The organism is Ruegeria sp. AM9 (assembly GCF_056540565.1).
Map to the genome: position 1 here is coordinate 1 of NZ_JBQFWY010000013.1, position 12,026 is coordinate 12,026.

11 protein-coding genes are annotated in these 12,026 nt (G+C 61.2%); 7 read left to right on the plus strand and 4 right to left on the minus strand.

Annotation, left to right across the window (positions count from 1 at the left end; all coding sequences use genetic code 11):
* Positions 1 to 88: 88 nt before the first annotated feature.
* Positions 89 to 1,663, minus strand: coding sequence for a 2-isopropylmalate synthase (locus ACR0DO_RS16895; RefSeq protein WP_480560520.1), 1,575 nt, complete (start codon positions 1,661 to 1,663; stop codon positions 89 to 91).
* Positions 1,664 to 1,951: 288 nt separating this feature from the next.
* On the opposite strand from ACR0DO_RS16895, the gene ACR0DO_RS16900 reads away from it, so the two are divergent.
* Positions 1,952 to 2,617, plus strand: coding sequence for an SDR family NAD(P)-dependent oxidoreductase (locus ACR0DO_RS16900; RefSeq protein WP_480560522.1), 666 nt, complete (start codon positions 1,952 to 1,954; stop codon positions 2,615 to 2,617).
* A gap of 11 nt (positions 2,618 to 2,628) precedes the next feature.
* Here ACR0DO_RS16900 and ACR0DO_RS16905 read toward each other — a convergent pair whose 3' ends face one another.
* Entirely contained in the window at positions 2,629 to 4,086 is a 1,458-nt protein-coding gene (locus ACR0DO_RS16905; RefSeq protein WP_480560524.1) for an MORN repeat-containing protein, read from the minus strand.
* Between the two features lie 146 nt (positions 4,087 to 4,232).
* Here ACR0DO_RS16905 and ACR0DO_RS16910 point away from each other — a divergent pair, with 146 nt between their 5' ends.
* From ACR0DO_RS16910 to ACR0DO_RS16920, 3 genes are all read left to right on the plus strand, one after another.
* Complete coding sequence (locus ACR0DO_RS16910; protein WP_480560526.1) at positions 4,233 to 5,891, plus strand: NAD+ synthase; 1,659 nt, start codon at positions 4,233 to 4,235, stop codon at positions 5,889 to 5,891.
* 316 nt (positions 5,892 to 6,207) lie between these two features.
* Entirely contained in the window at positions 6,208 to 6,441 is a 234-nt protein-coding gene (locus ACR0DO_RS16915; protein ID WP_480560528.1) for a hypothetical protein, read from the plus strand.
* Between the two features lie 160 nt (positions 6,442 to 6,601).
* A complete protein-coding gene (locus ACR0DO_RS16920; RefSeq protein ID WP_480560530.1) occupies positions 6,602 to 7,930 on the plus strand; it encodes an NAD(P)/FAD-dependent oxidoreductase in 1,329 nt (442 codons plus the stop codon).
* Positions 7,931 to 7,934: 4 nt separating this feature from the next.
* Here the strand turns inward: ACR0DO_RS16920 and ACR0DO_RS16925 are convergent, their stop codons facing one another.
* On the minus strand, positions 7,935 to 8,867 hold the full coding sequence (locus ACR0DO_RS16925) for an MBL fold metallo-hydrolase (RefSeq protein ID WP_480560532.1): 933 nt from the start codon (positions 8,865 to 8,867) through the stop codon (positions 7,935 to 7,937).
* A 116-nt stretch (positions 8,868 to 8,983) separates the two neighbouring features.
* Between ACR0DO_RS16925 and ACR0DO_RS16930 the strand changes: the two genes are divergently transcribed.
* Together ACR0DO_RS16930 and gltX are read left to right on the plus strand one after the other, a co-directional pair.
* Positions 8,984 to 9,418: a DUF1801 domain-containing protein gene (locus ACR0DO_RS16930; RefSeq protein ID WP_480560534.1), complete on the plus strand. Its 435-nt coding sequence runs from the start codon at positions 8,984 to 8,986 to the stop codon at positions 9,416 to 9,418.
* A 118-nt stretch (positions 9,419 to 9,536) separates the two neighbouring features.
* Positions 9,537 to 10,862, plus strand: a complete 1,326-nt coding sequence (gltX, locus tag ACR0DO_RS16935) for a glutamate--tRNA ligase (RefSeq protein WP_480560536.1) — start codon at positions 9,537 to 9,539, stop codon at positions 10,860 to 10,862.
* A 51-nt stretch (positions 10,863 to 10,913) separates the two neighbouring features.
* Here gltX and ACR0DO_RS16940 read toward each other — a convergent pair whose 3' ends face one another.
* On the minus strand, positions 10,914 to 11,483 hold the full coding sequence (locus ACR0DO_RS16940) for a gamma-glutamylcyclotransferase family protein (RefSeq protein ID WP_480560538.1): 570 nt from the start codon (positions 11,481 to 11,483) through the stop codon (positions 10,914 to 10,916).
* Between the two features lie 95 nt (positions 11,484 to 11,578).
* Here ACR0DO_RS16940 and ACR0DO_RS16945 point away from each other — a divergent pair, with 95 nt between their 5' ends.
* On the plus strand, positions 11,579 to 12,025 hold the full coding sequence (locus ACR0DO_RS16945) for an Rrf2 family transcriptional regulator (protein ID WP_170445989.1): 447 nt from the start codon (positions 11,579 to 11,581) through the stop codon (positions 12,023 to 12,025).
* Position 12,026: the final 1 nt, after the last annotated feature.

Here is a 12,026-nt window from a genome sequence, read left to right on the forward strand (position 1 = left end):
GCGCGCCTGTGGCGCGCTGCCGGGCCCAAAACCCAAGAAGGGTCGGCGAAGCCAGACCGCCGCGGGTGCGGGAGCCCCTGCCTGTCGTCTACGTCAGGTCTTTGTAGCTGATCTCGCGTGCATCCGCGCCGGGGCCGGTTTTCTCGCGGCGGACGATCAGGCGGTTCAAGGCGTGGATATAAGCCTTGGCCGAAGCAACTACCGTATCTGTATTGGCGGATTGGCCGGTGGCGATCATGCCATCCTCTTCCAACCGCACCGAAACTGTGGCCTGTGCATCGGTGCCTTCGGTCACTGCGTGCACCTGATAAAGCTGCAGGCGGGCGGTGTTCGGATGGATCGCGCGGATCGCCTTGAAGGTGGCATCCACCGGGCCGTCGCCATGTTCCGTTGCGATCCTGTCCTGGCCGTCCACTTCCAGTTCGACTGTCGATTCCGCCTGACCGCCGGTGCCGCAGGTGACCTTCATCGACACCAGTTGCAGGTGGTCATTGCCCTCATCATCATCCAACGTCATCAACGCGATGAGGTCGTCGTCGAACACCTCTTTCTTGCGGTCGGCCAGATCCTTGAAGCGAACGAAGATATCCTTGAGCTGGTTGTCCCCGACCTCATAGCCCAACGTCTCGAGCTTATCGCGCAACGCCGCGCGGCCCGAGTGTTTGCCCAACGGCAAGGATGTCCCCGACAGCCCGATATCTTCGGGGCGCATGATCTCGAAGTTCTCTCGGTTCTTCAGCATCCCGTCCTGGTGGATACCGCTTTCATGGGCAAAGGCGTTCTTGCCGACGATGGCCTTGTTGAATTGCACGTTGAAGCCCGACACCGTCGCCACCCGGCGCGAGATATGCATGATCTTGGTGGTGTCGATGCCCGTTTTCCAGGGCATGATGTCGTTGCGGGTGCGCAGCGCCATGACGACCTCTTCCAAGGCGGTGTTGCCCGCACGTTCGCCCAAACCGTTGATGGTGCATTCGATCTGGCGTGCACCGCCCGCCACAGCAGCCAGCGAGTTCGCGGTCGCCATGCCAAGGTCGTTGTGACAATGGGTGGCAAAGACAACTTCATCCGCGCCGGGTACCGTCTCGATCAGACGCTTGATCAAATCCGCCGATTCCAGCGGCGCTGTATAGCCGACGGTATCTGGAATGTTGATCGTGGTCGCCCCGGCCTTGATTGCAATCTCGATCACGCGGCAAAGGTAATCCCATTCCGTCCGGGTCGCATCCATCGGCGACCACTGCACGTTTTCACAAAGGTTGCGGGCGTGGCTGACCGTTTCGTGGATCTTCTCGGCCATCTCGTCCTGGGTCAGGTTCGGAATGGCGCGGTGCAGCGGAGAGGTGCCGATGAAGGTATGGATACGGTTCTTTCCGGCGTGCTTCACCGCCTCCCAACACCGGTCGATATCGGCAAAGTTGGCGCGGGCCAGACCGCAGATGCGGCTATTTTTCGACCGCTGCGCGATTTCGGAAACCGCCTTGAAGTCACCTTCGGATGCGATGGGGAAACCGGCTTCGATGATGTCGACGCCCATATCGTCCAGCAGCTCGGCGATTTCGAGCTTTTCGTCATGGGTCATGGTTGCGCCGGGGCTCTGCTCGCCGTCGCGCAAAGTGGTATCGAAGATCAAGACGCGGTCTTGGTCGGTCACGTTGGTCATGGGATTCTCTTTCTTCTTCTGTCCTAAAGCCTATGGCGCGCGGGCGTCCTCCTCTGAGCGGGCGCGCCGGATGGCACGCTCAGAGGCGGATTAGGATCAGTAGGCCACGCAGAGACGCACCGCTAAGGGCGGTGTCAGCAACAAGGATATCTGCGCGGTTGATCATGGGATTGAGGTTATACAGAGCCGCCCCGGAATGAAAAGACCAATTTGCGGCGTGGCTTCAGATGAGCGGTTTCTTTTCCGCGCTGTATTGATCCGGCGCGGCGTGCGGCTAGGTGGTTTGCCATGAAAAAAGCACTGATCATTGGCGCTTCGGGGGGCATCGGACAGGCGGTGTGTCAGTGCCTGCGCGGGCAGGGGGTGGCGGTGACTGGTCTGTCACGTTCAGCCGACGGGTTTGACCTGACGGACCCTGACGGCGTGCACCGCGCGCTGGATGCTATCGGCGGGTCGTTCGACTTGATCCTTGTTGCGTCTGGCGCGTTAGAGATCAACGGCGCGGCGCCGGAAAAGACCGTCCGGGCCGCATCTGCGCAGGCGATGATGGATCAGTTCGCACTGAACGCCGTGGGGCCGGCGCTGATTCTGGGTCACGCGGCGCGTCTGTTGCCCCGCGAGCGGCGCGCAGTATTCGCTGTGCTGTCGGCGCGTGTGGGTTCGATCGGGGACAATCGCCTGGGTGGGTGGATCAGCTATCGGGCGGCAAAAGCGGCGGTGAATCAGATCGTGCACACGGCAGCCATCGAACTGACCCGCACCCACAAACAGGCGATCTGTGTCGCCCTGCATCCCGGGACGGTGAAAACCGAATTCACCCGGAAATACCTCGGGCGGCATCCTGCCGTTACCGCGGATGAGGCTGCCGCGAATCTGCTGGGCGTTATGGCGCATCTGACCCCGACCGATACCGGCGGGTTCTTTGACTGGGCGGGAAAGCCGGTGCCGTGGTAGCTGATTTGGCTTCAGCCGTCCGTGCTGTCCGAATCTGACGGGGGTGTTTCAGGCGCCGCTTCGGGGGCAGCATCGGTCGCCGTTGCCAGCTCACCGTTGTCCCAAACGCCGGTTGCCGTTTCACCATTGGCATAGCGCACGGTGCCCTGACCATGGCGCTTGGCGTCTACAAAACTACCTTCGTAGACATCGCCGCTTGGATAGGTCGCGACGCCGTCGCCGGTGATCTTGCCTTCGGTCCACGCGCCGGAATAGCTGAAGCCGTTGGCCATCACGATCTCACCCTGACCGTGGCGTCTGCCCGCGTCGAAATCGCCGGAATAGGTGGTGCCGTCGGGGTAGGTGGACAGCCCGTTGCCCTGACGCAGACCGTCCACCCAATCTCCGTCATAGCTGGACCCGTCGGCAGAGGTCAGAATGCCTTTGCCATGCGGCTTGGCATTCTTGAACTGGCCCTTGTAGACCGTGCCATTGGGATAGGTCGAAACGCCCTGGCCCTCGATCACGCCGGCGATCCAGTCACCATCATAGGTCGAACCGTCCGTATAGGTGATGCGGCCTTTGCCTTCGGCCAGATCGGCCTTGAAATCGCCGACATAAATCGAGCCGTCGGGATAGGTCACTTCGCCCAGCCCCTCGATCAACCCGGTAGTCCATTGGCCGGTGTAAACATACCCGTCGGTTCCGGTATAGATCCCCTGGCCATGACGCAGATCGTCGGCATAGTCGCCTTCGTAGACATCGCCATTGGCATAGACCACCTTGCCCTTGCCCAGACGCCGCCCGTCAACCACCTCGCCCTCGTAGACGTCCCCGTTGACATAAGACAGCCGCCCGGTTCCGGTGATGCGATCCTCGGCCCAATCTCCGGTATAGGTCATCCCGTCGGGCAGGGTCAGGCTGCCCTGACCGTGGCGCTGGCCGTCCTTGACGTCGCCTTCATAGACACCGCCTTCGGCATAGGTGATCTTGCCCTTGCCCTGTTTGACGCCGTCCACCCACTCGCCATCAAAGCTATAGCCGCTGGGGTCGGTCATCACGCCCGTGCCGTGATACCGCGCGTTCTGGAAGCCTCCTTCATAGCGCGCGCCATTGGCATAGATCGCAACGCCGGTGCCGTTGATCGACCCGTTGGACCATTCGCCATCGTAACTGCCGCCATCGGCATAAACGATCTTGCCGCGTCCCTCGGGCTGACCCTTGGCGAACATCCCTTCATAGACCGAGCCATTGACATAGCGGGCGACGCCCGTGCCCTGGATCTCGCCCTCGACCCATTCGCCGCTGTATTCGAACCCGTTGGGCAAGCGGTAGGTGCCGGTGCCGTGTCGCAGGCCTTTTTCAAAGGTGCCTTCGTAGACGCCCCCGACCTCGTCATCCTTGGTGATCACCTGACCGTCCTGCGCGGTAGCGCCCACAGCGATCAGGGCCAGCGCGGATGCGGCAATGGAAATGCGGAAAGCGTTCATGATCGGTCCTGCCTGTCCGGTTTTAGTCCTTTTTCGCAAAACTACGGCACGCGCGGGGGCAGGGCAACGGGTTTTGCCGCATTTGCCTTTCACTCGCGCAATGATCTGCTAAATGGCAGTAAGACCGACGAGGGCAAGAGGGCAGCATGGCCGACCGTTTCCGCATCACTCTGGCGCAACTCAACCCCACCGTGGGGGATATCGAAGGCAATGCCGCCAAGGCGTTAACCGCGTGGGAACAGGCGCGCGAGGCTGGGGCCGATCTGGTGGCGTTCCCCGAGATGTTCATCACCGGCTACAATACGCAGGACCTGGTGATGAAGCCCGCCTTTCACCGGGCAGCGATGGCTGCGGTCGAAGAGCTGGCCGTGCAATGCGCCGAAGGTCCGGCGGTGGCGATTGGCGGTCCGTGGGTCGAAGGCGGCAACCTGTATAACGCCTACCTGATCCTCAAGGGGGGGCGGATCGGTAGCAAGGTGCTGAAACATCACCTGCCCAATGAGACTGTGTTCGACGAAGTGCGCCTGTACGATGCCGGCCCGCTGGGCGGGCCTTATGCGGTTGGCAACACACGCATCGGCAGCCCGATCTGCGAAGATGGCTGGCACGGGGACGTGGCGGAAACGCTCGAGGAAACCGGGGCCGAGTTCCTGCTGATTCCCAACGGCTCGCCCTATTTCCGCAACAAATATGACATTCGCCTGAACCACATGGTTGCCCGCGTGGTCGAAACCGGCCTGCCGCTGATATACCTGAACATGGTGGGCGGGCAGGACGACCAGGTGTTCGACGGGGCCACTTTCGGCCTGAACCCGGGCGGAGAGCTTGCGTTCCGGATGCCGGTTTTTGATGAGCTTGTTACCCATGTCGACCTTGAGCGCGGCGATGACGGCTGGCGCATCGTGCCGGGCGAGATCGTGCCGCAACCGGATGAATGGGAACAGGACTATCGCGCGATGGTGCAGTCCTTGCGCGACTATATCGGCAAGACCGGGTTCAAAAAGGTTCTGCTGGGTCTGTCGGGCGGCGTCGATTCGGCCTTGGTGGCTACAATCGCCGTGGATGCTGTCGGGGCCGGGAATGTGCGTTGCGTGATGCTGCCTTCGGAATACACCAGTCAGGCCTCACTGGACGATGCCGAGGCCGTGGCCAAGGCGCTGGGCGTGCACTACGACTATGTGCCGATTTCGGACAGCCGGGCAGCGGTGACCGAGACTCTGGCCCCGCTCTTTGCCGGTCGCGATGAGGATCTGACCGAAGAAAACATCCAGTCCCGCCTGCGCGGTTTGCTGCTGATGGCGATCTCGAACAAGTTCGGCGAGATGTTGCTGACCACCGGGAACAAATCCGAAGTCGCGGTGGGGTATGCCACGATCTACGGCGATATGAACGGCGGCTACAACCCGATCAAGGACCTGTACAAGACCCGCGTGTTCGAGACCTGCCGCTGGCGCAACGCCAATCACCGCGACTGGATGATGGGCCCGGCGGGCGAGGTGATCCGCCCCTCGGTCATCGACAAACCCCCCAGCGCCGAATTGCGCGAAGACCAAAAGGACAGCGACAGCCTGCCCGATTACCCGGTTCTGGACGCGATTCTGGATATTCTGGTCGATCAGGAGGGCTCGATCGCCGATTGCGTTGCCGCCGGTTTCGACGAGACCGAGGCGCGGCGGGTCGAGCATCTGATTTACATCAGCGAATACAAACGCTTTCAGTCCGCCCCGGGAACACGTCTGACCAGCCGGGCATTCTGGCTGGATCGCCGTTATCCGATTGTGAACCGCTGGCGGGATCGCGGCTGAACCGAACGGGAATCGTGCAAGTGGGTCAATAACGGGGTTTCGAAATTAGGCCCATTGTGCTCAGCGATCCGTATATTGTTTCCAAATGGCGGATAACATCTTAATTTTCCAGGCTCTCAGGGAACTGACTGCTTGAAATCGAGACATTTTTTTGCCACATTTTAGCTTAATTAAAGCCCCACATGGGGCGGTGTGACCTCAATTCGATGTGTGGAACTGTGGCGCACCTTATGTTGGATGTCTGAGTTAACGAGTTGGTGCTATTATGTATGAGGGATATGACAAGCCGCTTCACCCGCCTTTAAGGTACAAGTCGATGGAATCCGAAGCCCGGGTTCTGGACGAGGCCAAGCTGGATTCGGCAATTGCTGATCTTCTTCGTGAAGAAGAAATCGAAGACCCCGAGCCCGCTGCAGAGCTGGCAAAACCCCAGGCGATCTTTCCGATCCTGCCTCAACAGGCGGAAATGGACGAAGAGGTTCAGCCCCGCGATTCAGGCCTTGCCGCGACCCTGCGTCAGAAATGGGCCGAACTGAGCGGCGCAGCCTAGACTTCAGGTGATTTCAGTCGGGGCGGCGCGGGTTTTCCCGCGCCTGTTGGCGCGTTCGCCACAGCTGTCAAAAAACATCGACCCTGCGGCAGAAGACGTGTTGCCTGAGTGCCCGCCCCACGCCTTCATAGCGGCCAGAGCCATGAAGTAAGAGCGGTTGATGCCCGGCCCCAAACCAACCCCCGTTGAACCCGATCTGCACTTACCCAAAACCGTGGATGTCGTTGTCATTGGCGGCGGCATTATCGGTGCCTCGACCGCGTTGGAACTGGCCGAACGCGGTGCCTCGGTGCTGCTGTGCGAAAAGGGTCAGATCGCGGGCGAGCAAAGCTCTCGCAACTGGGGGTGGGTCCGTCTGGGGATGCGCGATCCGCGGGAAATTCCGCTGATGGTCGAGTCGCTGCATCTTTGGCAAGGGTTGGATCAGCGCATCGGTAGGGAAACCGGATATATGCGCGCGGGCATTCTGTTCGGCGCGTCGGGCAAGCGTGGCAGTGGCAATCTGGAACGGTGGCTGCGGCATGTGGACGGGCTGCAGACTGGTGCAAGGATCGTAGCCGGGGCCGAGTTGAAGGCTCTGCTGCCGGGCAGTCAGACCTCCTATGACTGCGCCCTTTTCATGCCGCAGGACGGTCGGGCCGAACCGCAACTGGCCGCGCCTGCAATTGCCGAGGCAGCGCGCGACCGCGGCGCTGTTCTGATGACCAATTGCGCCGTGCGCAGCGTCGATACCGGGGATGGTCGGATCACAGGGGTATTCACCGAACGTGGTCGCGTGGCCTGCGACTATGTTGTTCTGGCAGGTGGCGCCTGGTCGCGCCTGTTTGCCGGGAACGCGGGGATCGAGCTGCCGCAGCTCAAGGTTCTGAACACGGTCCTGAGGACCTCACCAGCCGAGGGGCCGGAAGCGGCGCTCTGGTCCGATGGTTTTGCCATGCGCAAACGAATGGATGGGGGCTATTCCATCGCGTCGGGGCATGAAAACACGGTGGATATCGTGCCTGACAGTTTCCGGCTGGCGCGGCAGTTCCTGCCGGCATTTACACAGGAATGGCGATCGCTGCGGTTTCGTTTGTCAAAGCGTTGGAGAATTGAGGCGCAACAGGACCGGACCTGGCTGCCCACCGATGTCACCCCGTTCGAACATTGCCGCGTGCTGGACCCCGAACCGTCTCCCAAAGCGCTGCGACAGGCCTGGGCTGCGGCGCGCCGCGCTTTCCCGGTGTTGGAACAGTCCGAGCTTGTCCAAAGTTGGGCGGGCATGATTGACGTCACGCCGGACGCTGTGCCGGTAATCTCGGGGGTCGATCACCTGCCGGGCATGTTCATAGCAACCGGGTTTTCGGGTCATGGATTTGGCATCGGTCCGGCGGCGGGTCGCCTTATGGCCGATCTCGTCGCCGGAACCACGCCCTGCGTTGATCCGACCGCCTTCCGCCTGTCCCGGTTCACGGATGGCTCAAAGGTGCGGCCGGACCCCGGATACTGAGGGCCTAACCCATCATCTGATAGCTGACTGGCACAAAGCGGAACCCGTCACCGCGGGTTTCGACAAAGCCAGCGGCAGGGAAAGGCATGTGATAGCCGATCATCGGCACCTTGTCGGCGGCCAGCATCCCCAGCACGTCGCGGCGTGAGGCGGTGGCGGCCGCCTTGTCCATGTCAAAGCGCACCTCCCATTCCGGGTGGGCAAAGGACCAGACATAGTGATTGGCCAGATCGGCGGTTAGAACCAGCCGCTGACCGTTGCTCTCCAGATGGTAGACCGTGTGGCCGGGCGTGTGCCCATAGGCGGCGACAGCGGTGATGCCCGAAGCCACCGCGCCGCCGTCTTCGATAAAGGTCATCTTCTCGGCCAGCGGTGTCACCTTGGCGGCCACCAGATCACCGACCCGGTTTCCGGCCTCCTGCGCCGCCCAGAAATCATACTCGGGTGATGCGGTGACATAACGTGCATTTGGGAAGGTCGGCGCGTCATTCGTGGTCATACCACCGATATGGTCGGGGTGCATGTGGGTGATAACAACAACGTTGATCTGATCCGGCGTGACACCCGCATCCGCCAAGGCAGCCTGAATGCCACCTTTCCCAAGGCCAGTGTCGAACAGCACCAGCTCTGACCCGGTATTGACCAGCGTCGGGGTAAAGAAGAACTGCGCCACGTCCGGCGAGATGAAGTTTTCGGCCGACACCTTGGCGAAATCCTCATCCGAGGCACCGCCACCGAAAATTTCTTTGGCGCCATCGCGGGGCAGGCTGCCATCCAGCAGCGTGGTGACGGTGAAATCACCCAGCGTGAACGACTTGGCGATGGTCGTGTTTGCCTTGGCGTCGGCTCCGGCAGCCAATAGCGGGGTCGCGGCGGCAGCAAATGGCAAAGCAGCCGCAGAACCCAATGCGGCGCGGCGTGTGAGTTTGATGGTCATTGTGGTTCTCCCTGTCAGAACACCTGTGGATGAGGTAGGTCGGCACGAGTCTCTTGCCAGACTATACCCCCATGAAGTGGGCTGCATGGATGAACATGTCGTGTTAATTCTTGTTCATGCCCCGATCAGAAAACAAAACCGTCCCGACCAAAGCAAGCGTCGCCCGCTTTTTGTCGGCCGTTCAACCGGCGTCAAAGGCCGGGGACGCGAAGGTCCTGGATGCGCTCTTTCGCGAAACAACCGGGTTCGAACCGGTCATGTGGGGCCCGTCGATCATTGGCTATGGCCGCTATCACTATCGCTACAAATCCGGGCGTGAGGGCGATTTTCTGGCCACCGGTTTTTCCCCGCGCAAGGCGGCGCTGTCGATCTATATCATGCCCGGTTATGCGGATTTCGGGGATATTCTGTCCCGGCTGGGCAAGCACAAGCTGGGCAAGTCCTGCCTCTATGTGAACAAGCTGGCCGATATTGATCCGGACATCCTGTCCGAACTGATCCGCGCCGGGCTTGCGGACCTTGAGCGGCATTGGCCGGTTCACCCAGCCTGATCCGCTTCATCTTTTCTCAAATACTAGCGCCGAAGGCACGCGCCGCCAGGCGCGTTTCCCGCATCCGCTGGACAAAACGCCCATCCTGTGACATGAGCCGCGCCAACAGGAGAACTCCATGACCACCACCCGTTTTGCCCCGTCGCCCACCGGTTACATCCATGTGGGCAACCTGCGTACCGCCCTGATGAACTATCTGATAGCCCGCAAGGCTGGCGGTACGTTCATTCTGCGCATCGACGACACCGATCCCGAGCGGTCGAAAGAAGAATATGTCGACGCCATCAAGCAGGATATGGAATGGCTGGGTCTGCATTGGGACCGGGTCGAGCGCCAGTCCGAGCGTCTGGACCGCTATGCCGAGGCCGCCGACAAGCTGCGCGCGATGGACCGGTTCTATGAGGCGTTCGAGACGCCCACCGAGTTGGACCTGAAGCGCAAGAAACAGCTGAACATGGGCAAGCCGCCGGTCTATGACCGCGCGGCGCTGAATCTCAGTAACGCCGAGAAAGAAGCCCTGCGCGCCGAGCGTGGAAATGGCGTCTGGCGCTTTAAGCTGGATCACGAGCGGATCGAGTGGAATGACGGTATTCTGGGCGACATCTCCATCGATGCGGCCTCGGTGTCTGATCCGGTGCTGATCCGCGGCGACGGTCAGGTTCTCTATACGATTGCATCGGTGGTGGATGACACCGAGATGGGCGTGACCGATGTGGTGCGCGGCTCGGACCACGTCACCAACACCGCGACGCAGATTCAGATCATCGAGGCGCTGGGCGGCACCTGCCCGCGTTTCGCGCACCATTCATTGCTGACCGGCCCGCAGGGTGAGGCGCTGTCGAAACGTCTGGGTACTCTGGCGCTGCGCGATCTGCGCGAGCAAGGCGTGCAGCCGATGGCCCTGCTGAGCCTGATGGCGCGCCTGGGCTCGTCCGATCCAGTCGAACTGCGCTCGGATATGGCGGAGCTGATCGAAGGGTTCGACGTCAACCGTTTTGGCGCGGCGCCGACCAAGTTCGACGTGCAGGACCTGTTCCCGCTGACCGCCAAGCACCTGCAATCGCTGCCGCTAGCTGACGTGGCGGATGCGGTTTCAGCGGTTGGTGTTCCCGGGGCGCTGGCAGAGGATTTCTGGGCGATGGCGCGCGAGAACATCACGACTCTGGGTGATCTAAAAGGCTGGTGGGACCTTTGCCGTGACGGGGCCGAACCTCTGATCGCAGACGAAGACCGCGACTTCATCGCTGAGGCCGTCGCTTTGCTGCCCGAAGGACCGTTCGATGGTGAAACCTGGGGCGCTTGGACCAAAGCCGTGAAAGAGGCCACCGGCCGCAAGGGCAAAGGTCTGTTCATGCCGCTGCGCAAAGCGCTGACAGGTATGGAGCGCGGGCCTGAAATGGCAGCCCTGCTGCCGCTGCTGCAGGTAATCCGCGCCCGCGGCTAACCGAAACAGAACAGATTTCCGAAAGGCGGGGTCCATTGGCCCCGCCTTTTTCTATGCGGTCTGTACGATCGAAGCCGACAAACGATTTAGGCGGTCATCGACGAATTCCGTCTCGGCCGGTTTCAACTGCTGGTGCCGGGGATAGCGGGGTTCCGCCCGGTCGTTCAGAATCGGCGCGTCCCACCCGTCGGTCGTGGCAAAAAACCGATCCGCACCGTCCTCGCCGAAGGTGCGCAGATACCCCTGCACAACCACGTCGATATAGCTGAGCAACAGCGGATGGCGATTGCTGGGCTGGGTGTGGCGTCCTTGCGGCACTGCGTAAACGGCGATTTCAACATCATGGGTCAGGGGGTGTGTGACGGCGCGGGTCGTCGGAACCCGGTCATAGGCCCATTCCCGTTCGTCCAGTGCCGCCCAGTCGTTTTTCGGGACATGGGCGATCATCCCCTCGATCTGGGACCCGGGGTCCGGGATTGCGGTCAGAAAAGCCACAGGGCGCAGATCGGTATGCCGCCAGGCGCGTCGCCACCCCTGCAGCTGCGCCGGATGGGGGTCGGGAAAATCGTGGGTCGCAAGGTTCACCAAGCTGCCATAGCCAAAGAAATAAGGGTCCGCCATGCGCCGTCAGGTCCTTTTTGAACGATTGATGTATGTCAAACCGCTTTTTTGCCGGACATGCAATAAGATCGCATCTTGAAATTTGGGAGGTCTCGATGAGGATTACCAAACGGACAAATATCGCAGTGCGCTTGCTGATGTATTGCGCGGCGCACCAGGATCGGCTGGTGACTAAGGCCGAGATCGCCGATGTATGCAACATCTCGGAAAACCATCTGGCGCAGGTGATCAACCAGCTGAGCCAGCTGAACTACCTGAGCACGCAACGCGGCCGCAATGGCGGCATGGCACTGGCGCGCCCGGCGGATCAGATTCGTATCGGCTCGGTATTCCGCCATGTCGAAGGCAGCCTGCCGATTGCCGAATGTTTCGCCGATGCCGACAATACCTGCCCCCTGACGGATGCCTGCCGGCTGCGGCTGGCCCTGCAAGACGCCGCCGAGGTGTTTTATGCCTCGCTGGACGAAATCACGTTGGATGCGCTTGTGTGTGACAACGACCAGTTGCTGCAAATCCTGCAACCGGTCGCCTGCGTGCGCTGAG